Origin of the sequence: Streptomyces sp. NPDC002886, assembly GCF_042888445.1 — a bacterium.
Classification (GTDB): Bacteria; Actinomycetota; Actinomycetes; order Streptomycetales; family Streptomycetaceae; genus Streptomyces.
Window position 1 is genome coordinate 718,870 of record NZ_JBIAPV010000002.1, and the last position, 20,106, is coordinate 738,975.

Annotated in this window: 22 protein-coding genes and 1 tRNA gene; 9 read left to right on the forward strand and 14 right to left on the reverse strand. The window is 71.9% G+C overall.

All coding sequences use genetic code 11. The features are described 5' to 3' along the window. Positions 1-27 precede the first annotated feature (27 nt). Complete coding sequence (locus ACFYYB_RS09420) at positions 28-933, forward strand: universal stress protein (protein ID WP_389434263.1); 906 nt, start codon at positions 28-30, stop codon at positions 931-933. Between the two features lie 15 nt (positions 934-948). Here ACFYYB_RS09420 and ACFYYB_RS09425 read toward each other — a convergent pair whose 3' ends face one another. The 3 genes from ACFYYB_RS09425 to ACFYYB_RS09435 form a co-directional block, all read right to left on the reverse strand. Beyond that, entirely contained in the window at positions 949-1,182 is a 234-nt protein-coding gene (locus ACFYYB_RS09425) for a DUF2277 domain-containing protein (protein WP_389434265.1), read from the reverse strand. A gap of 427 nt (positions 1,183-1,609) precedes the next feature. Then, complete coding sequence (locus ACFYYB_RS09430) at positions 1,610-2,329, reverse strand: hypothetical protein (protein WP_389434266.1); 720 nt, start codon at positions 2,327-2,329, stop codon at positions 1,610-1,612. Positions 2,330-2,482: 153 nt separating this feature from the next. Then, a tRNA-Val gene (locus ACFYYB_RS09435) sits at positions 2,483-2,557 on the reverse strand. A 116-nt stretch (positions 2,558-2,673) separates the two neighbouring features. On the opposite strand from ACFYYB_RS09435, the gene ACFYYB_RS09440 reads away from it, so the two are divergent. Further along, positions 2,674-3,921, forward strand: a complete 1,248-nt coding sequence (locus tag ACFYYB_RS09440; protein WP_389434268.1) for a hypothetical protein — start codon at positions 2,674-2,676, stop codon at positions 3,919-3,921. Between the two features lie 98 nt (positions 3,922-4,019). After that, the gene (locus tag ACFYYB_RS09445; RefSeq protein ID WP_389434269.1) at positions 4,020-4,730 is read left to right on the forward strand and encodes a DUF4383 domain-containing protein; all 711 of its coding nucleotides are present in this window, start codon (positions 4,020-4,022) and stop codon (positions 4,728-4,730) included. A 29-nt stretch (positions 4,731-4,759) separates the two neighbouring features. Here ACFYYB_RS09445 and ACFYYB_RS09450 read toward each other — a convergent pair whose 3' ends face one another. Together ACFYYB_RS09450 and ACFYYB_RS09455 are read right to left on the reverse strand one after the other, a co-directional pair. After that, positions 4,760-4,996 (reverse strand): hypothetical protein, encoded by a 237-nt coding sequence (locus ACFYYB_RS09450; RefSeq protein WP_389434271.1) that lies wholly within the window; start codon positions 4,994-4,996, stop codon positions 4,760-4,762. Positions 4,997-5,206: 210 nt separating this feature from the next. After that, on the reverse strand, positions 5,207-5,344 hold the full coding sequence (locus ACFYYB_RS09455; protein ID WP_389434273.1) for a hypothetical protein: 138 nt from the start codon (positions 5,342-5,344) through the stop codon (positions 5,207-5,209). 303 nt (positions 5,345-5,647) lie between these two features. Here ACFYYB_RS09455 and ACFYYB_RS09460 point away from each other — a divergent pair, with 303 nt between their 5' ends. The 5 genes from ACFYYB_RS09460 (at position 5,648) to ACFYYB_RS09480 (ending at position 9,631) form a co-directional block, all read left to right on the forward strand. Further along, entirely contained in the window at positions 5,648-6,340 is a 693-nt protein-coding gene (locus tag ACFYYB_RS09460) for a FadR/GntR family transcriptional regulator (protein WP_389434274.1), read from the forward strand. Between the two features lie 134 nt (positions 6,341-6,474). Next, entirely contained in the window at positions 6,475-7,305 is an 831-nt protein-coding gene (locus tag ACFYYB_RS09465) for an enolase C-terminal domain-like protein (RefSeq protein ID WP_389434276.1), read from the forward strand. Positions 7,306-7,370: 65 nt separating this feature from the next. Next, on the forward strand, positions 7,371-7,988 hold the full coding sequence (locus tag ACFYYB_RS09470) for a bifunctional 4-hydroxy-2-oxoglutarate aldolase/2-dehydro-3-deoxy-phosphogluconate aldolase (RefSeq protein ID WP_389434277.1): 618 nt from the start codon (positions 7,371-7,373) through the stop codon (positions 7,986-7,988). Beyond that, positions 7,985-8,986 carry a sugar kinase gene (locus ACFYYB_RS09475; protein WP_389434279.1) on the forward strand — a complete coding sequence of 334 codons (1,002 nt, stop codon included), beginning with the start codon at positions 7,985-7,987 and terminating at the stop codon, positions 8,984-8,986. Before ACFYYB_RS09470 ends, ACFYYB_RS09475 begins: the two co-directional genes overlap by 4 nt. Before the next feature lie 432 nt (positions 8,987-9,418). Beyond that, positions 9,419-9,631, forward strand: a complete 213-nt coding sequence (locus tag ACFYYB_RS09480; protein WP_389434280.1) for a zinc ribbon domain-containing protein — start codon at positions 9,419-9,421, stop codon at positions 9,629-9,631. A 168-nt stretch (positions 9,632-9,799) separates the two neighbouring features. On the opposite strand, the gene ACFYYB_RS09485 is transcribed toward ACFYYB_RS09480, so the two are convergent. From ACFYYB_RS09485 to ACFYYB_RS09500, 4 genes are read right to left on the reverse strand one after another with little or no spacing between them, the layout of a single operon-like run. Continuing rightward, complete coding sequence (locus tag ACFYYB_RS09485) at positions 9,800-10,459, reverse strand: O-methyltransferase (RefSeq protein WP_389434281.1); 660 nt, start codon at positions 10,457-10,459, stop codon at positions 9,800-9,802. Between the two features lie 19 nt (positions 10,460-10,478). Next, positions 10,479-11,309 (reverse strand): HAD family hydrolase, encoded by an 831-nt coding sequence (locus ACFYYB_RS09490; RefSeq protein ID WP_327306914.1) that lies wholly within the window; start codon positions 11,307-11,309, stop codon positions 10,479-10,481. After that, positions 11,306-13,840 (reverse strand): phosphoribosyltransferase, encoded by a 2,535-nt coding sequence (locus ACFYYB_RS09495; protein WP_389434282.1) that lies wholly within the window; start codon positions 13,838-13,840, stop codon positions 11,306-11,308. The genes ACFYYB_RS09490 and ACFYYB_RS09495 overlap by 4 nt, the downstream gene beginning before the upstream one ends. Positions 13,841-13,848: 8 nt before the next feature. Beyond that, positions 13,849-15,015 carry an HpcH/HpaI aldolase/citrate lyase family protein gene (locus ACFYYB_RS09500; RefSeq protein ID WP_389434283.1) on the reverse strand — a complete coding sequence of 389 codons (1,167 nt, stop codon included), beginning with the start codon at positions 15,013-15,015 and terminating at the stop codon, positions 13,849-13,851. A 193-nt stretch (positions 15,016-15,208) separates the two neighbouring features. Between ACFYYB_RS09500 and ACFYYB_RS09505 the strand changes: the two genes are divergently transcribed. Continuing rightward, positions 15,209-15,970, forward strand: a complete 762-nt coding sequence (locus ACFYYB_RS09505) for a TerD family protein (RefSeq protein WP_389434974.1) — start codon at positions 15,209-15,211, stop codon at positions 15,968-15,970. 52 nt (positions 15,971-16,022) lie between these two features. Here ACFYYB_RS09505 and ACFYYB_RS09510 read toward each other — a convergent pair whose 3' ends face one another. The 5 genes from ACFYYB_RS09510 to ACFYYB_RS09530 form a co-directional block, all read right to left on the reverse strand. Then, entirely contained in the window at positions 16,023-16,763 is a 741-nt protein-coding gene (locus tag ACFYYB_RS09510; protein WP_267039314.1) for a Tellurium resistance, read from the reverse strand. Positions 16,764-16,908: 145 nt separating this feature from the next. Beyond that, positions 16,909-18,024: a DUF475 domain-containing protein gene (locus tag ACFYYB_RS09515; protein WP_327309454.1), complete on the reverse strand. Its 1,116-nt coding sequence runs from the start codon at positions 18,022-18,024 to the stop codon at positions 16,909-16,911. Between the two features lie 25 nt (positions 18,025-18,049). Beyond that, the gene (locus ACFYYB_RS09520; protein ID WP_327306911.1) at positions 18,050-18,625 is read right to left on the reverse strand and encodes a TerD family protein; all 576 of its coding nucleotides are present in this window, start codon (positions 18,623-18,625) and stop codon (positions 18,050-18,052) included. 187 nt (positions 18,626-18,812) lie between these two features. After that, positions 18,813-19,388, reverse strand: coding sequence for a TerD family protein (locus tag ACFYYB_RS09525; protein ID WP_254385430.1), 576 nt, complete (start codon positions 19,386-19,388; stop codon positions 18,813-18,815). Between the two features lie 161 nt (positions 19,389-19,549). Next, complete coding sequence (locus tag ACFYYB_RS09530) at positions 19,550-20,008, reverse strand: peroxiredoxin (RefSeq protein WP_250745560.1); 459 nt, start codon at positions 20,006-20,008, stop codon at positions 19,550-19,552. Between the last annotated feature and the right edge of the window lie 98 nt (positions 20,009-20,106).

Genomic DNA, 20,106 nt, shown 5'->3' on the forward strand with positions numbered 1-20,106 from the left:
CGCACCGCTGCCCCCGAGGAGCCCGCCATGGACCAGAGCCCGCGCCCCGTGATCGCCGCCGTCGACGGTTCCGCGAACGGCAACCGGGCCCTGGAATGGGCTGTCTCCCAGGCCCTGATGACCTCAGCCCCGCTGCGGATCGTGCACGCCCGCCTCTACATGAACACCATCGGCGCAGCCCTGTCCGGCGGCTTCGCCGAGCCGGGCCTCGACGACGACCCCGTACTGATCCGTGTCCGCGAGGCCCTCGACGGCCGCGCCGGCCTCCCCCCGATCGAGTACGCCTCGTACCCCGGCGCCCCCGACCGGGTACTGCCCCAGCTCGGCGAGGACGCCCAGGTGATGGTCCTCGGCTCGCGCGGCCGCGGCGGCTTCGCCAGCCTGCTCCTCGGCTCGAACGGCATCGCCTGCGCCGGCCAGGCCGCCTGCCCCGTGGTGGTCGTCCCGCGCGCCGAGCCGCCGCTGCACGACCCGTACGGGCAGGTCGTACTCGGCCTCAACAGCGCGGCCCCCGACGCGAGCACCACCTACTTCGCCTTCCGCGAGGCGGCCCTGCGCGGGGCCCGGCTCCAGGTCGTCGTGGCGCACGCCTGGCCCGGCCGGACCTTCACCGCGGCCGGCGCCATCGGCTCGGCGGCCGCGCACGGGGAGACCGCCAACGCCCACGAGGTCGCGGCCCTGGCAGCCGTACACCTGCGTCCGTACGCCGAACGGTTCCCGGAGGTGGAGATCGAGCAGTTGTCGGCGCCCGGCGACGCGGCCGGCCACCTGGTCGCCGCTTCCCAGGCCGCGGACCTGATGGTCATCGGCCGCCACCGCAAGCGCCCGCTCTCCCCGCGCCTGGGCTCCGTCACCAACGCGGTACTGCTCCACACCGGCTGCCCGGTCGCGGTGGTCCCCCTGGAGGAGAGCGCCGTCCCGGCCGCCGCCTGACCGCCCGCCGGGCCCTCACCCGGCGGACACGGCCGCTCCCGCTCCCCTGACGTGCAGCCCCTCCAGCAGGTCCCTCGTAGCCTCCGCGACCGCGTCGACGGCGGCGTCGAAGACCTCCTGGTTGTGCGCGGCGGGCGCCCTGAACCCGGACACCTTCCGCACGTACTGCAGGGCGGCGGCCCGGATCTCCTCCTCGGTCGCCTTCTCCGGAATGGCGGGCGGACGCAACGTCTTAATCGATCGGCACATACCCCCACTATCCCGCGCCCCGCACACCCGGAGCCGAGGGTCCGCCCCCGCGTCGATGTCGGCCATGGACCTCAGCGGCCGCTCACCACCAGCCCCATTTCTTCTTCCGCAGCTCCTGCATCCTGGCCTTGGCTTGCTTTGCCTCTGCCTGAGCGTTCCCTTGTCGGGTCCAGCGCCCTTGGTGCTTGGCGCACTGGCCGCTCCCGACGATCGCCTTGTTCCGGCACCGGCCTCCGCGCTTGGTCACCGCGCCGCACCTCGGTTGCGCCACCCCGCCCCTCCCGCTCCCGCCCGCTCACCCGACGTGAGCACCCCTTGCACCGTGCCCGAAGCCTCGAGGAGCAGAAAGGGCGCACAGCGACGCACCGGGAGCTCAAGACGTCCTCAACGGTGGACGCCGTCTCGCGGGGCGGGGGGCTTGCGCAGGTCAGGGGGCCAGCGCGGCGGCCACCCGGGACAGTCGGCCGGCCGGCAGCGCAAAGTGGTTGGCGGGGTTGCGGCTGGAGTACTCACCGTCGTTGACGGAGCAGCCGCGGCCGTCCGTCGTCCAGCGCGCGGGGCCCGGCGCCCCCTGGCCATCCAGGAGGACGACTCCGAGGGCCTCGGGGTCGTCCACACCCGTGCAAGCACGCAGCGCGGCCGTCAGCCGGCCCACGGCATCGTCGGGCAGTTCGTCGTCGCCCAGCGTGGGAAGCAGGAGCAGCCGAGCGTGCGGGTCGGTGGTGCTCCCGCCGGGCAGTGCGTTGTCCGCAGCAGCCACCAGCTCGGGCCAGGACAGGCCCGGCCCCATGAAGTGCCCGTCGTCCTGGGCGAGGTGCTCGGCCTCCTCCCAATCGAGATGGTGGAGGAGGTAGTCCGTGCCGGCCTCGCCCGTGAAGGTGCGATAGACGATGTGGAGCCGGTGATCGTTGGCAAGGGGGATGGTGAACGTCGGCCACTTGGCCTGCTCCCACAACCGCCGCTGGAACTCGCCCGCCGCGTCGTAGTCAGCACCGAAGAGCAGTTCCGCGGCTTCCTCGGAATGGACACACGAGGAGACGTGCCCAAGCCAGAACAACGGCTCGTCCAGGAACCCGGCCTCATGCGTGAGGGGGCCACCGTCGTACCCCGGTATCCGGTCAGGATGCAGGTCTCCGCTGTTCGTCACGGGGGACATCATGCCGCCCGTGACCAGAGCCACGATCCGAAACCACCCACACCCCTCCCGCCGGCCCCCACCATGCCGGTCGGCGCTGCTCGCATTGGTGTCAGATGCGGACGCAAAAGACCCCCTGCCATGATCGGCAGGGGGTCTTTTCGCTGGTGGGCGCGGACGGTTTCGAACCGCCGACATCTGCTTTGTAAGAGCAGCGCTCTACCCCTGAGCTACGCACCCGTGGATGAGTGGACAGCCTACATGGAGTGCGCACCCCCCACGCAAACCCGTTCCCGTGGGGGAGAATGGACCGGGGCAGGGGAATTGCGGACGGACCGGGTACGGGAGAGGCGACTGTGACGACGGCACCCCGGCGGTGGTTCGGCGGCGGGCGGGACGAGAGTCGGCGAGCGGATGCTCAGGCGGCGAAGGACGCCGCGGCGGCGGCGTTCTACGAGCTGGACACCGCGCAGCGGGATCTGCGGATCTCGATCGAGACGATCGCGGCCGCGGACGGCTCGCCGGAGGCGCGCCGGGTGGGTGAGGGGTTCGCCGCGCTCGGGCAGCGCATCGACCAGGTGAGTCATGTCTACATCGACGCCGTCGACGCGCACGATCTCGATCGGGTGGAGCTGGAGGCGTCCGCCGCGACGCGGGCACGGGAGGAGCTGACGCGGGCCAAGGAGGAGCTGGTCCGGGTCAAGGGCGAGCTCGACCGGTTCGCGCTCGGGCTGCAGCCGCTGCTGGACCGGGCCGAGACGCAGCTGGCGCGGGTGGCGCCCGCCCGGGAGCGGGCCAGGGCCGCGCTGCTCGCGGCGAGCACGGCGCTGGACGAGGTGCGCGGGAAGGGCTTGCAGGCCGATGACCTGGCCGCCCGGCTGGCCGCGCTCGGGCCGGAGCTGACCAAGCTGAACCAGGGCGCCGCGCAGCACGGTGTGCAGGAGACCGTGCAGCGGGCGGAGCGGATCCTGCGGGATGCCGAGGCGATACGGGCCGAGGCGGCGCGGCTCCCGGAGCGGGCCGCGGAGATCGACCGGCGGCTGGTGAGCCTGCGGACCCGGGCGCAGGCGCTGCGCAACCGGGCGGACCGGGTGGATCCGGTGCTCAGCGAGCTGCGCCGGCGGTTCAGCGCGGCCTGCTGGCAGGACCTCCAGCACGTCCCGGAGCAGGCGGTACGGGACGTGGCGCAGGCCGAGGAGCGGCTCGCGGAGGCCGGCCGGGCGCGCGACCAGCAGCAGTGGGCCGTCGTAGCTGCCCTGGTCGAGGCGGTACGGGCTGCGCTGGACGCCACCGACGAGGCGGTGTCGGCGGCGCAGGACCGGCTGACGCGGCTGGAGGCGGTGGCACGGGATCCGCAGGCGGAGGTGCAGCGGACCCGGTTCGCGATCCGGGACGCGCAGCGACTGGTGATGGAGGGCCGTACGGTTCCCGAGGACCGGCACGCGCGTCCGCTGGACGACGCGGTGGCGCGGGTGGCGCGGGCGCTGGCCGCGCTGGAGGACCGCCACCCCGACTACTGGGCCTTCCTCCAGGAGATGGAGGCCGTACGGTCGTCCGTGCAGCGGGTCGTGACGGACATCCGGACCGAGCGCGGCCACGGCTGAGCGGACGGGGCTGAGCGGACGGGGCGACGGGGCCGGACTTGTCCGGGTGGGGGCATCGGCGGATGCTGGAAGGGCCAACCGGAGCAGAGGAGGGCGCCATGGCCGCCCAGCCTTCACACGCGCCGCAAGAGTCGCAGGAGCCGCACGCGCCCCACGCGCTCTACGGGTGTCACGAGTCCCATGAGCACTACGCGCCCTACGTGGCCCACGAGCCGTACGGGACCGCGCCGGCGCCCCGGAGCTCGCCGGGGATCCTGCACCGCATGATGCGCCCCGTGAACGCGAGCCTCGACGAGCACCTGCCCAGCGATCACCGGCTCAGCAAGGTCTACCGGGTCGGGGCAGGCCTGACCGGACTGCTGCTGGTGGTCTTCGGGATCCTGGGGCTCATCGACCGGATCGGCTTCTTCGACACCGGCGGGGACACGGTGCTGGCGCTGAACACCAACGGCGCGCTGAGCGTGCTGTCGATCTGCATCGGGCTGCTGCTGTTCGCCGGGATGGTCATCGGCGGCACCTTCGCCTCGACGCTCAACATCGTGCTGGGCGTGCTGTTCATCGCGAGCGGGTTCGTGAACCTCGCGCTGCTCGACACGAAGATGAACTTCCTGGCCTTCCACATCCCCAACGTGCTGTTCAGCTTCGTGGTCGGCGTGATGCTGATGTGGTTCGGGATGTACGGGAGGGTGGGCAGCGCCCTGCCGCACGACAACCCGTACTGGCGTGCCCGCCACCCCGAGCAGGCGGCTCGGGAGCAGCGGGCACGGGCGGCCCGTCCGGGCGGGAGGCCCGTCGGCAGGCCGGCGTAAGAGAGCGGCCAACGGCGGCCGAAGGCGGCCTACGCCTCGATGCGTTCGACCCGTCCAGTCGGACCGACTGCCGCCGCACAGCACGCCCACGAGGGCGGCGACGAAGGGCAGGGCTCCGGTCGGTCCGCCCTTGTCGTCGCCTCGTCCTCAGTGATGTGGACGAGTTCGTACTCGCCGACCTTGAGGTGCTGTTCGGGGCGGTTGCGGATGACCTTCACCCACACCAGCGCCCAGGCGATGCCCATGCCGCCGAGGATCCAGAACACGTGGGGCCAGCCGAGGCCGATGAACTGCCCCGAGGTGGAGACGGCGACCGCCCGGCCGCGTTCCGCGCGTGGGAACCAGGAGGCGGTGAGGCGCCCGTCCCAGGGGAAGGCGGGGGCTTCGAAGAGGCCCAGGCCGGCCCATGCGGCTGGCGAAGAGGAAGCCGAAGCCCTTGGCGAGCGAGTTGAGGGCGGTCATGACCGACCAGCCGATCAGCGCCCAGGCGTAGACGGGGCGCGGCCCGAACCTGTCGACGAGGCGGCCGCCGGGATGTCCCGGGAGACGTCGGGCGCCACGATCGACAGGATGCTGCGGTCCAGGTAGCTGATGGCGGTGCTGACGAAGAGCACGGCGAGGATCGCGAAGCGGTACGTGCCGATCCGGCGCTTCGGCAGGCCGGAGGGGCCGGTGCCGGTGCCCGGCCGCGTGGTCGCGGCGGCCGGGTCGTGGCTGAGTGAGATCGGTGTCTCCCGGGGGGGCGTGTGAGGAGCGTGGAGCAGCGCCTGGCGGTGCGATGCCCTGCCGACCTGCCGGAATCAGGGGTTCCGGTAACACGACGTAATAATTGCTAATTAACGATTACTTGTGCAAATGTTTGCCTTGTCGGGGCGGCAAGTAGGGGCGAAAGCCTGGTGGGGAGAGGGGAAACCGGAATGAGCAGCAGCGAAGCCGCCTACGCCGGCCGCGGGATCCACAAGGCCGCCGTCGAGGAACTGGCCCGCAGGATCTTCGACGGCTCCTACGACGAGGAATCCACGCTCGACCTCCCCCGCCTCATGGAGGAGCTCGACGTCAGCCAGACGGTGCTCCGCGAGTCCATCAAGGTGCTCATGGCCAAGGGGCTGCTCGACGCACGCCAGAAGCGCGGCACCTTCGTGCGCCCGCGCGCCGACTGGAACCTCTTCGACGCCGACGTGCTGCGCTGGAAGCTCGCGGCCGGCGCGCCCGACTGCTTCTTCTCGGACCTGCTCGAACTGCGCCGCTCGATCGAGCCGGCCGCCGCCGCGCTGGCCGCCGTACGGGCCACCGAGCGGGACCTGGCCGCGCTGGACGCGGCTCTGACCGCGATGGCGGCGAGCGACTCCGACCCGGTGCTGCACGTACGGGCGGACGCCTCGTTCCACCTGGCGCTGCTGACCGCCTCGCACAACCTGTTCTTCGCGCAGATGCACCGCGTGATCATCCCAGCCCTCGTGGAACGCGACCGCGCGGTGCACAAGGGGGACTTCGAGCACCCGCACGCGATCCACCGGGCCGTGGTCGACCGGGTCCGGGCCGGGGATCCGGACGGGGCGCACCGGGCCGTGCTCGACCTCCTCGACATGGCGCAGCGCGACCATCCGTAGAACCCATAGAGCACGTAGAACCCGCAGACCAACCCCACAGGCCGCCCCGCAGACCGGCCCGTAGCCCCCATGGCCCCCATAGCCCCGCAGACACCGTCCTGCCGCCCCCCCACCAGGAGAGGACACCGTCAGCCGTGAAGATCACCCGCATCGAAACGTTCATGGCCCCACCGCGCCGGATGTTCCTGCGCGCAGAAACCGACGAGGGCGTCGTCGGCTGGGGCGAACCGGTGGTCGAGGGGCGTGCCGAGGCGGTGCGCGCGGCCGCGGAGGTGCTGTCCGAGTACCTGATCGGCCAGGACCCGATGCGGATCGAGGACCACTGGCAGGTCATGACCAAGGGCGGCTTCCACCGCGGCGGCCCCGCCCTGTCCTCCGCCGTCGCCGGGCTCGACCAGGCGCTGTGGGACATCAAGGGCAAGGCGTACGGGAAGCCCGTGCACCAGCTCCTCGGCGGGCCGGTCCGCGACCGGATCCTCGCGACCCGCTCCGAGGTCCGCGACTGCCTCCGGCGTGCCGAGACGGCCCTCGAGGTGCTCGGCGACGACCGCGACTTCGGACTCGACTTCCACGGCCGGGTCTCCCCCGCCAACGCCCACCAACGCCCGCAGATCCTGCCCCTGCCGGCCCCGTACGACCCGATGTTCGTCGAGGAGCCGGTCCTCTCCGAGTACGCGCAGGCCGTCCCCGATCTGGTGAAGGCCTCCAGCATCCCCATCGCGCTGGGCGAACGGCTCCTCCCCCGGCGGGAGTTCCTCGAGCCACTGCAGGCCGGCGTCGCGATCCTGCAGCCCGACGCGGGCTCCCTGGTCCGCACCGAGCGGCCGGGCCTCGGCGTCGAGGTCGACGAGGTCGACGAGGTCGACGAGGTCGACGAGGCGGCCGTCCGGGCCGCCGACAAGAAGGGCCACGCCTGGCGCAACCCGGTGTGGTGCCACGAAGACGGTTCCTTCGCCGAGTGGTGAGCCCCCACCACCACCCGGCGACATCCCCTCCCCCCACCCCCTCACCTCAGAAGGCAGGCATTCCCATGGAGTTCGGCGCAGCGCTGCGACAGGAGCGGCTCGTCGCCATCGTCCGCGGACGGGACGCGGAGGCGTCCTTCCGTACCGTCATGGCCCTCGTCGAGGAGGGCGTCCCGCTCATCGAGGTCTCCCTCAGCGGGACCGACGCGCTGGACGTCATCGGCCGGGCCCGCAAGGAGCTCGGCGACGAGGCCTGGCTGGGGGCCGGTGCGGTCCTCACCGCCGAGGACGCCCAGCGGGCCGCCGAGGCCGGCGCCAACCTGATGGTCACCCCGGGCCTCGGCGCCGGCGTGGACGAGTCCGTCCGGCAGGGCTTGCCGGTACTGGCCGGGGTCATCACCCCGACCGAGGTCATGGCGGCCGACGCGGCGGGGGCTGCCGCGCTCAAGCTGTTCCCGGGCTCGATCGGCGGACCGGCGTACCTGCGGGCCCTGCGCGCCCCCTTCCCCGACCTGCCGTTCGTGCCCGTCGGCGGGGTGGACGCGGCGGCCGCGGCCGAGTACCTGTCCTCCGGCGCGGTGGCGGTCGGCGTCGGCTCCCCGCTGATCGGGGACGCGGCCGACGGCGGCGACCTGCTCGCGCTGCGGCGCCGGGCGGCGGAGTTCAAGGCGGCCTGCGCGTGACCGGAACCGACACCGCCCCCGAAGCCGCCCCCGCCACCGCCCCCGAGGTGCTCACCTTCGGGGAGACGATGCTCGCCCTGCGCGGCAGCGGCCCGCTGCGCCTGGGCGGGAGCATGGACGTCTCCGTCGCGGGCGCCGAGTCGAACGTCGCGATCGGCCTGGCCCGCCTGGGGCACGCGGTCCGCTGGGCGGGTGCGGTCGGCGCGGACGAAGCCGGTGAGCTGGTCCTACGGACCCCGCGCGCCGAGGGCGTCGACGTCTCCGGAGCCTCCCGCGACGACGGCGGGGCCCCGACCGGCCTGATGCTCGCGGAGCCCAGGCTGCCGGACGTCACGCGGGTGCACTACTACCGCGCGGACTCGGCGGGCTCCCGCCTCGAGGCGTGTTCCCTGGAGCGGGCCTTCACCGCGGCCCCGCCGAAGGTCCTGCACCTGACGGGGATCACCCCCGCCCTCTCCCGCTCCGCCCGCTCGGCCTGCGCCCTCGCGCTGCGCCTCGCCGCCGAGCACTCGGCGCTGGTCTGCCTGGACGTGAACTTCCGGTCCCGGCTGTGGTCCTCCGAGGAGGCGGCGGCGGTGCTCCGCGCGTGGATGCCTTCGGTGGACGTCCTCATCGCCTCGGAAGACGAGCTCCCCCTGTGCCTGCCGTCCGGCGCCCCGGCCGACACGGCCCTGCGGGCGAAGGAACTGCTCGCCCTCGGGGTCGGCGAGGTCATGGTCAAGCTCGGCGCGGCCGGCGCGACGGCCTACGGGGACGACGGCCGGACCCTCCACGCCCCGGCCCGGCCGGTCCGCGCGGTCGACACGGTCGGCGCGGGTGACGCCTTCGTGGCGGGCTACCTCTCGGCGTTCCTAGACGGGTCGACAGCGGAGGCCCGCCTGGACCGCGCGGTCACCACGGGCGCCTTCGCGGTCGCCTCACGGGGCGACTGGGAAGGCGCCCCGACCCGAGCCGAACTCGGCCTCCTGTCCGCCCCGGCGGACACGGTGGTCCGCTGAGCCCCGGCGGGGCCAGGCCGACACGGGGGTGCGGCCCGGCTCCGCCGGTTCCGGGGGCCCTGCGGGCGAAGTCCCCTCCCCGTCCTTCCACCGTTCCCCGGGCTGCGCCCGGACCCCGCTCCTCGAACGCCGGCGGGGCTCGAATTGCCCCGCGGACAATCCAGCCCCGGCCGGGCAGCATCCCGCCCCTCCGGCGTTCGAGGAGCGGAGGCCCGAGGCCCGGCCCCCAGTGACGGCGCCGCGCGGGGGCGGGTCCGGGCAGAGCCCGGGGAACGGGCGAAGCGCGGGGAACGGGCGAAGCGCGGGGAACGGGCGAAGCGCGGGGAGGGGACCTCGCCCGCAGGGCCGACCCAGGCGCACCCGACCAGCCCGCATCCCGGATCCGACGCGCGGGGGCTCCCGAGGCCGGTCGGCACTGCGTAGCCTGTCCGCATGCCCCGTTACGAATTCCGCTGCCGGACCTGCGAAGACACCTTCGAGGTCAGCCGGCCCATGGCCGAGTCCTCCGCGCCCGCCGACTGCCCCGCCGGGCACGCCGATACCGTCAGGCTGCTCTCCGCCGTCGCCGTCGGCGGGACCAGTTCGGCCCCCGCCGCGCCCATGGGCGGTGGCGGAGGCTGCTGTGGTGGGGGCGGCTGCGGGTAGGCCGTCCCTTTCGGATCTTGCCGGGCCCGCGACGCCCGGCAGCGCGCCCGGCCGCACTGCCGAGGCGCCCCCGTACACCCCGTACGCGAGCGCCCCGACAGCACGCCCGGGCACGGCACCAGACGCCGCGAGCTCGGCCGACAAGATCCGAAAGAGACGACCTGGCGGTCAGCGCTTGCGGGACAGGGTGATGCCGTCGGAGATCGCCAGGAGCACCGATTCCATGCGGGGGTCCGCGGCGACGTGCTCGTTGTAGGCCTGGACCCCCGCCGCCCCACCGGTCGCCGCCGGGTCCAGCACCGAGCCGTGGAACAGCGTGTTGTCCGTGACGAGCAGCGCGCCCGGGCGCAGCCGGGGCACGAGCTCCTCCCAGTAGGCGATCTGGCTCTGCTTGTCCGCGTCCATGTACGCCATGTCGATGTGCGGCTCGGCCGGCATCGCGCGCAGCGTCTCGATCGCGGGCGCGATCCGCAGGTCGATGCGGTCCGCGACCCCGGCCTTGGCCCAGGCCTCGCGCGCGTACGCCGTCCACTCCTCCGAGACGTCGCACGCGATGAGACGTCCGTCCGCCGGCAGGGCCTGCGCCATCGACAGGGACGAGAAGCCCGTGAAGGTGCCGATCTCCACGATGTGCCGGGCGCCGGTCAGCCGGACCAGGAAGGCCAGCAGCGGCCCCTGCTCCTGCGCCGACTGCATTCCGGCCGAGTCCGGGAACACCCTGTACGTGGTCTCCACCAGCCCCCGCTGGACCTCGTCCAGCGGGGGGTTGTGCGCGAGCACGTACTGGTAGAGCTCGTCTGTGATCTTCGTGCTGTTGCCCTTGGTCATGGGGCCAGTGTGCCCAAGGTCAGGCGGCGGGCGGGGCCAGTCGCGCGACTTCGCGGGTGAACGCGCGCACGATCTCCTCGCCGGCCAGGACGCCCGCCTGGGTCAGCGCGGTCACGTGCGGCGCCGTCCAGCCGGCATCGGCCAGCTCTCCGTGGCCCGGCCGCCAGGCCGTGTCCGCCGCGAGCAGCAGGTCCGCGTCCAGCAGCGAGTCGCCGGCGGCCAGGGTGCTCGTGGCCCCCGTGCGCCGGGCCACCTCGTGCATGGCCGCGCTCTTGGTCAGCGGCCGCGGGACGGCGTAGATCTTCCGGCCCTGGAGCGAGACCGTCCAGCCGCGCGCCTCGGACCATTCCGTCAGCGCCTTGATCCACTCGGCGGGGACCAGCGCCCGCTCCACGACCAGGTACGCGAACAGGTCCTCGGCCACCCGCGCCTTGCGCAGCCACGCCGGGTCGGTGACCGACATCAGGTGGGCGTGCATCTCCTCCAGCGGGACGGACTCCGCGGCGAGCCGCGCCGCGACCTGGCGGCGCCAGTCCCGGTCCGGGACCCCGTCCACCAGCAGCTGGCCGCCGTTGGCGCAGATCGCGTACTTCGCCGGCCGTCCGGGGAAGCGGATGCGCTGGTACTGCTTGCGGGTCCGGGTGGTGGTCGGCACGAACACCGCGCCCGGGTCGGCGGACAGCTCCGCCAGCAGCCCCGCCGCCGTCTCCGTCATGTACGACAGCGGCTTGCTCTCGTGCACCTCCACGCACAGCAGCCGCGGGGCCACCGGGTCGGGCATGGTCAGGCCGAGAGCGGCCGCCGAGTAGATGAGCGTACGGTCGAGGTCACTGGCTACGAGAACGGTCACTTGGTGGCCACAGCCTTTCCGTCGGCGCCCGTGGCGCCGCGCGTGAATCGGGGATGAATGAGTCCTACGCAGCTGTACGGCAGGCCGTCGACCTCTTCCACCGGCACCCCCCGCTGCTCCGCGAGGAGGCGTACGTGGTCCAGGTCGGCCCCGGCGCCGCGCTGCGCGAGGATCTTCCACGGCACCCGGCGCAGCAGCACCCGCGTCGTCTCGCCGACGCCGGGCTTCACCAGGTTCACGTCGTGGATCCCGTACTCCTCGCTGATCCGCTCGACGGCCTCCCAGCCGACCCACGTCGGCGTGCGGTCGGCGGCGAGGAGCTCCTTGACCTCGGCGTCCACGGCCTCGGCCACCTCCTCGAAGTGCGCGGAGACGGTGTCGACGAACGCGACGGAGACATCGGCCCCGGCGAGCTCGCGGTAGAACTTCGCGCCGTGGAAATCGGCGGGCCCGACCAGGTCGGACCTGAGAACCGTACGCGAGACCAGCCCGGAAACGGTGGAATTGAGACAGGCGGAGGGGATCAGGAAGTCCTCGCGGGTGCCGTACGTCTCCACGCACGAGCCGGGGTCGGCGAGGACCACGATCTCCGGGTTGAAGCCCTCGAACTCGCCCAGGGCCTCGCGCAGTTCGCGGGTGATGGCGCCCTTGCCGGTCCAGCCGTCGACGAAGACGATGTCGGCCGGGTCGTGGTGGGCGGCCAGCCAGCGCAGCGCGTTGGCGTCGATGCCTCGGCCGCGCACGATGGAGACGGCGTAGTGCGGCAGGTCCAGGCCGTGCCGGGCCTGCGCCCAGCGCCGCATCAGCACGCCCACGGGGGTGCCGGCGCGGGCCAGCGAGACCAGGACAGGGGAAGGCGAGCGCTCGGCGAGGACCGTCTCGGTGACGGTGCCGACGGCGCGGGCCATGCGGGCGGCGGAGGCGGTCAGCGCGCTCTGGTAGAGCTGCTGGTACTCCGGGGACGGCTGGAACTCCACCGGCAGGGATTCCGCGTAGTGCGCGCCGCCCGCCTGGATGGCCTCCTCGCGCTCCTCGGTCGGGGCCTCCAGCTCGACGTCGGAGAGGTCCTGGAGCAGCCAGCCGACGTCCTCGGCGGCGTAGGAGGAGAAGGCGGGCCCGCGCAGCGGCTCACCCAGCGGTCCGCCCGGCGCTTCGCGCGGGGGCTCGGTCATGATCGGCTCCTGCCGGTCGGGTACGTACGAAGGTATGACCGCCAGCACGACCCGGCCGGTGTGCGGCGCGAGGGCGGCGAGCAGGCCGGTACGGAGCTCCGCGGTGTCCCCGGCCGAGTCCACGACGGCGACCACGGCGTCGAAGCCGGCGCCGACCGTGCCCGCGGCGACGTTGTACGCGTACCGGTCTCCGGGGCCGTCGGCGGGGTCGTCGTGGGCGGGGAAGACGAGCCGGGTGCGGATCGCGTAGCCGGGGTCGTCCACGGCGAGCACCGGCGAGCGGGTGGTGGTGGAGAAGCGCACCTCGACCGCCGCAGCGGCGGCGGACGCCTCCAGGGCCTGCGCGAGGCGCAGCGGGGCGTACATCAGCTCCTCGTTGCCGAGTACGAGGACCCGCGCGGGGCCGTCGCCGAGCGCGGCCTTGAGCCGGTCCGCCATGGCCGGCAGCGCGGCGTCCAGTGCCGCGCGGTGCGCGGGGGTGAAACCGTGGCGTCCGCCGTCGGGTATGCGGGCCGGCCAGCCGAGCTCCACGGTGGTCACCTGCGGGACGTCTGCCGGGGCGCCGCCCGTGGCAGGGGCATCGTCCGGGGCGGAGGCCGCAGCGGAGGCCGCGGCCTCCGCCTCGTACCGCTCGACCAAGGCCCGGCCCTTCTCCAGCACCCCCTCCGGGAGGGAGACCGTGCCCGAGGCCAGGGATATGAGGTCCACGCGGGCGCCCAGCCGCTCCGCGAACGCGACGAGGCGGTCGCGGTCGGCCGGGGAGCGCATGTCGACCAGGGCGACGACCACGTAGTGATCGCGCGGGTGGCGGGCGTGGAGGTCGGCGATGGTGTTCAGGACGGTGTTGCCGGTGGAGAACTCGTCGTCGACGAGGACCAGCGGGCCGGGGCCCGCCAGCAGCTTCGGGTCCTCGGGCAGCAGCAGGTGCGAGGTGGCGTGCGAATGTGCCTCCTCGAAGCCCCCGGCGGCCTCCACGCCGCGCACGGGGCGGCGGGTGGAGTGCAGGTACGGGGCGCTGCCCAGGCCGTCGGCCACGCAGTGGCCCAGCCCGGTCGCGGTCTCCGCGTACCCCAGGACCACCGCCGAGGCCGCCTCCGCGTCGCCCAGCAGCTCCCGGACCCGCTCACCGAGCCCGTACCCGGCCGCGTAGACGGCCGCCGGGGACTGCGGGACGTGCTTGCCCAGCACCCGCGAGACCAGCAGGTGCGCCCGCTTGGGGTTGCGCCGCAGCGCCAGCCCCAGCAGTTCGTCCAGTCGCGGGCCGTCGCCCGTCCCGTCCGCCAGGCTCACGCCCAGCCGGTCCGCGACCCACGTTCCCGACCACACCGCTTCGATCTTCTTGCCCTTCTTCGCAGTCAACGGCCCGCTCACACCTGGAGCCCGGCCGTGAGGAGATCGACGAAGCCGACCTCCTCCTTCGCCACACCGAAGACCTCGGCGCGCAGCATGGTGCGCTCGGCCCAGGCCCGGTGGGGCTTCACTTCGTTCATCTTGTTCGTGTAGGCGGAACGCATCACTCCGCCGCCTCCCCGCTCGGGGCGCAGGATGTCTTGAGCATCGCTGAACTCCTCGTGCGACACCACCGAGAGCGCGTGGACCGGCGTGACGTGGGCGGGGTGGATGCAGGTCTTGCCCAGCAGCCCGTTGGCCCGGTCGAGCTCGATCTCGCGCAGCAGCCCGTCCAGGTCGTGCTCGATCAGCGCGGTGCGCAGCTCCTCGACGCCCTCCTCCAGGAAGGGGCTGCGGCGCAGCTGCGGCTTGAAGAGGCGCTGCTGGCTGCGGAAGTACTCCCACACGGGGCCGGTGACGGTGAAGCCGGTGCCGTCGGCGCGGCTGAGGACGTTGACCACGTCGGCGATCACCCCGGCGACGATCTGGACGTCGTAGGCCGTCATGTCGGGGGTGCGGCGCAGCCCGTACGCGGAGCAGAAGTCGGTCACGCCCAGGCGCAGCGCCAGGACCCGCTCGCGGTACTTGTTGACCGTGCGCGAGATCCCGGCGAGGGCCTCGACCCGGGTCTCCAGGTGGAGCAGCTCGGGGGTCTCCAGGACGGGCATCGCGTACAGGCGGGACAGTCCGCTCGCGGCTTCCGCCTGCGCGACGGCGTCGAGGAAGGCGATCCCCCGGCTCTCGCTGAACTTGGGAAGGACGAATCCGGCCAGTCGCGCCGCCGAGCCGCCGAGCCGGTGCACGAGGTCGGGAATCTGCTCGGGCTCCCGGACGCGGATGAAGAGCAGCGGGAGCTCCGCCGGATCCTCGTGGAGGGCGGCGAACTGCCGGACGAGGTTCTCCTCGCCCCCGACGACGTCCGCGTCGCTGATGGAATCCTCCAGGCAGAGGACCATCGAGACGACCCCGAGGCCGGCCTGCTTGCGGATGTCACGGGCGAGCTGGGGCCGGGTGGCCGGGCTGTAGAGCGTGGCTCCCAGCGCGGCCGCGAGCGTGGCGGCGGGGGAGGCGGCGGTGAACTCTGCCGGCTCCTGGTGGAAGAGGTCCTTGCGGACGGTGGGCGAAATATGCCCGAAGTGACGCATGTGCTTCCCCCGTACAGGCTCGGCGGCCGATCTGGCGTGGCCGGTAATAGTACGTACGAACGTGAGTCAAAAATTCCTCAAGCACATGAAATCCAGGTAACCCTCTTGCACCATGCCCAGGTCTCGCGATCCGGACAAGGTCTACGGGGGGCCGCATTGTCCCGCTCCCGCCCGGGAGGGCAGGATGACCGCCATGACGCACGCGATGCAGAAGGGCTCCAACATCCCCGTGGCCGCCTTGGCGGTCCGCGCGGTGCTGCGCTGGACCGGGGGGCCCGACGTGCCCGACGTGGACGCCTCCGCGCTGCTCGTCGGCGCGGACGGGCGCGTGCGCTCGGACGAGGACTTCGTCTTCTACAACCAGCCCCGGCACCCCTCGGGGGCCGTCTGGCGGCTCGGGAAGAAGCAGCTCGGCGACGGGATCACCGACGCCGTACAGGCGGACCTGCGGGCCGTCACACCGGCGGTGGACCGGATCCTGGTCGTCGCCTCCGCCGAGGACGTCCCCTTCGAGCGGGTCCACGACCTGCGGATCCTGCTCTACGACGCCACCGCGACCGGCGGCGCCGAACCGCTGGCCTACTTCGACGTACGGCCGGAGACGGGCGCCGAGACGGCCCTGATCTGCGGCGAGCTGTACCGGCGGGCCGACGCGTGGAAGTTCCGCGCGCTGGGCGAGGGGTACTCCAACGGGCTCGTCGGCCTGGCCACGGACCACGGGATCTCCGTGGACGAGAACGCCGCCGAGGCCCAGGAACAGGCGCAGGGACAGGCCCAGAGCCAGCCCCAGGCGCAGGCCGCCACGACGGCCCTGGCGCCGCCCACCCAGGCTCCGCCGGTCGCCCAGCCCGCCTACGGCTACCCGCAGCCGGTGGCCCCCGTGCCGGTGCCGGCTCCGGGCGGGGACCCGTCCTTCCGGCTGCCCGCACAGGGCCCGCAGTTCATCCGCCGGTGACCGGCGGCCGGGCGGGGCGGCCCGGGCCGCCCCGGCGGCCCCGGCCGCCCCGTCAGGTCTTGGTCTTGTAGCCCCGGCCCCACTGGAGCCCCCACCCGTACAGCCGGTCGAGCTCGGCCTGGAACCCGTACACGAAGGTGACCTCACGCCGCACGATCAGCTCCCCCTTGACGTTCTCCAGGGAGACGACGGCGCACGAGCGGGCGTGCGGGTGGCGCTCCTCCAGCGGGATCTCGATGCGCGGCCCGGTGATCGGGTAGAGGGTGACCAGGGCGTGCGTCCGGTCGAAGGCCGGGGTCTGGTCGTAGATGTACACGAAGACCAGCAGCCGCTTGATCTCCTCGGCGTGGTCGAGATTGACGAAGATCGTCTCGCCGGAGGGCGCCCCGAACCGGTCGTCCCCGCTGAGCTTCACGTACGGCGGGCTGTTGATGTCCCCGTGCAGGTTCCCGAGCGGCTGGACGACGCCCCGGGTGCCGTCGGTCAGCTCGTAGAGGCAGCCGATGTCGAGGTCGACATTGACCATGCCCTGGGTGTGCGCCTGCACCATGTCCGGCTTGAACAGCTTGAACGGATGCCGGAAGAGCTGCCCGCTCTGGCCGGTGCTGCGGCCGCCTATGTCCGAGGTGCGCATCCGCCAGGAGAGGTTCACGCGCAGATTGCCGTGCACCGCCCCCTGTTTGGTCAGCGATACCGTCGGATGGCGTTTGGTCAGCTCGATCGCGTTCGACGAGGCACTGCCCGACTGGAACTGCGTGCCGCGGCTGCCCCTGATGCCGTCGAAGAATCCCATCCCCACAACCCCCCTGCTCCCTTGGCCCGCTTGGCCCCCTGCAGGCATGCCGGCGTCCGGTCCCGGCATGCGGACGGGGCGGCCCGGTGGGTCCGTGGACCCGCCGGACCGCCCCGCACTTGAGCGTTCCGCATTACCGCCGCGATCATGCCTCGGCGGTGGAACCCTCCAGCTCCAGGCGCTTGTTGCGGCGCACCGAGGACCAGAAGGACCATCCGATCAGCACGACGCCGACGAGGCCGGTGATGACCTCGTTGATCTCGTACTGGATGGTGACGAGCAGGATCACGGCGAGCGCGCCGATGGCGTAGTGCGCGCCGTGCTCCAGGTAGACGTAGTCGTCGAGGGTGCCCTGGCGGACCAGGTAGACCGTCAGCGACCGGACGTACATGGCGCCGATGCCGAGGCCGAGCGCCATGATCACGATGTCGCTGGTGATGGCGAAGGCGCCGATGACCCCGTCGAAGGAGAAGGAGGCGTCGAGGACTTCGAGGTAGAGGAACATGAAGAACGCGGCCTTGCCGGCCATGGCGACGACCGAGACGGGTTTGCCGCTCTTCTTCGCCTCTTCCTCCAGCTCGTGTTCGTGCTCCTCCTCTTCCTCCAGCTTGTTCTCGAAGTAGCCGGAGAGGCCGCCGACGATCATGTAGGTGATCAGGCCGAGGATGCCGGAGATCAGGACCGTCTGCGCCTTGTCCACGTGCACGCCGCCGTGCTGGTGGGCGTTGACGGCGAAGGTCATCGCGGTGATGACCAGGACGATCAGCGCGATGCACGCCGACAGCATGTCGATCTTGCCGAGCTTGGCGAGCGGACGCTCCAGCCAGGCGAGCCACTTGATGTCCCGGTCCTCGAAAATGAAGTCCAGGAAGATCATCAGCAGGAACATTCCGCCGAAGGCGGCAATGGACGGGTGGGCGTCCGTGACGAGCTGCTTGTACCTGTCCTGGTCGCGCACCGCGAGTTCGACGGCGTCGATCGGCCCGATCTTGGCACTGATCGCCACGATCACGATCGGGAAGACCAGGCGCATGCCGAACACGGCGATGAGAACACCGACGGTGAGGAAGATCTTCTGCCAGAAGGCATTCATCTTCTTCAGGATTCCGGCGTTGACCACCGCGTTGTCGAAGGACAGCGAGATCTCAAGGATGGTCAGGATCGCAACGACCCCGAAGGCCTCCCACCCCCCGTAGAGCACCGCTGCGACCAGTCCGAGCGCAGTGACTGCGAACGACCAGCCGAAGGTTTTCAGAACCACTGGCATCCCATCGTGTTGTACGGCTTTACGAAACGTTGACCCCGAAGTCTAGAGCGATGCCGCGGAGCCCCGACGCGTACCCCTGCCCCACCGCACGGAACTTCCATTCGCCGCCGTACCGGTAGACCTCGCCGAAGATCATCGCGGTCTCGCTGGAGGCGTCCTCGGAGAGGTCGTAGCGGGCGAGTTCCTGACCGTCCGCCTCGTTCACCACGCGGATGAAGGCATTGCTGACCTGGCCGAAGCTCTGCCGGCGGGCCTCGGCCTCGTGAATGGAGACCGGGAAGACGATCTTGTCCACGCCGGCCGGGACCTTGCTCAGGTCGATGATGATCGACTCGTCGTCGCCTTCACCCTCGCCGGTGAGATTGTCCCCCGTGTGTTCGACGGAGCCCTCGGGGCTCTTCAGGTTGTTGTAGAAGACGAAGTACTCGTCCCCGAGCACCCGGCCGTTGCTGCACAGGAGTGCGCTGGCATCGAGGTCGAAGTCCGCGCCCGTGGTCGAGCGCGCGTCCCATCCGAGGCCCACCAGAACCCGGGTGAGGTTCGGTGCGGCTTTGGAGAGGGAGACATTGCCCCCCTTGGCGAGTGTGACGCCCATGTTGTGGTCCTCCCCGGACGACGATGGCGGTGTGGCGAAGTGACGGTACGGCGGTGAGGCGGTGTGACCGTACGGCGGTAGAGCGGTGTGACGGTAAGGCGGTACGGCCGTAAAGCCGGTCCGGCGCCGTACACACGAGTGCACGGCGCCGGACGGACGATGGAACGACTGCTCTCGTCGAGCAGGCTCAGACGTTGACGCCGAAGTCCTGCGCGATGCCGCGCAGGCCCGAGGCGTAGCCCTGGCCGATGGCGCGGAACTTCCACTCCGCGCCGTTGCGGTAGAGCTCGCCGAAGACCATGGCGGTCTCCGTCGAGGCGTCCTCCGACAGGTCGTAGCGGGCGAGCTCGGCGTTGTCGGCCTGGTTCACGACGCGGATGTACGCGTTGCGGACCTGGCCGAAGCTCTGCTGGCGGCTCTCGGCCTCGTAGATCGAGACCGGGAAGACGATCTTGGCCACGTCGGCGGGCACGCCGGCGAGGTTGACCTTGATCGCCTCGTCGTCGCCCTCGCCCTCACCGGTGGTGTTGTCACCGGTGTGCTCGACCGAGCCGTCAGGGCTCTTCAGGTTGTTGAAGAAGACGAAGTTCGCGTCGCTGGCGACCTTGCCCTGGTCGTTGGTCAGGATCGCGCTGGCGTCCAGGTCGAAGTCGACACCGGTGGTGGTGCGAGCGTCCCAGCCCAGACCGACGATGACCGCGGTCAGGTTCGGCGCGGCCTTGGACAGCGAGACGTTGCCGCCCTTGCTGAGGCTGACTCCCACGGGTCCTCCATAAGGTTTTGTGTGGGGCGGGGCCCCGTCGTGCGATTGCTATCGGATCAACGTTTCGATCCTAGTGACGGGTTCCCGCCTGTACGGGCTTATTCCAGGCGAACGGGCCCGCGTGCCTGTCGGCACCGCGCCCACGAGCCTGCGGTACCGACTCAGAGGCTGTCGAGGGCCTTGATGTACTCGTTCAGGTCACGCGCGTCGGGCAGCCCGTTGACGACGCTCCAGCGCACGATGCCGTCCCGGTCGATGACGAAGGTGCCGCGCACCGCGCAGCCCTTCTCCTCGTCGAAGACGCCGTAGGCGCGGGAGGCCTCCCCGTGCGGCCAGAAGTCCGACAGCAGCGGGTACTCCAGCCCCTCCTGCTCGCCGAAGACGCGCAGGGTCGGTACGGAGTCGTTGGAGACGGCGAGGAGCTGCACGTCGTCGTTCTGGAAGCGCGGCAGCTGATCGCGCAGCTCACAGAGCTCGCCGGTGCAGACGCCGGTGAAGGCGAAGGGGTAGAAGAGCAGCACGACGGCCTTCTCCCCCCGGAAGTCGGAGAGCCGCACGACCCTGCCGTGGTTGTCCTTGAGCTCGAAGTCCGGGGCCTTGCTGCCGACCTCGATCGCCATCTGTCGCATCCCTTCGTCCCGCGTTCGTCCCGCATCCCTGCGTTGGGCTGTTCGGGTGATCTCAGCTTATGGGTCCGCCGCGGATCCGGCCCCGCCCG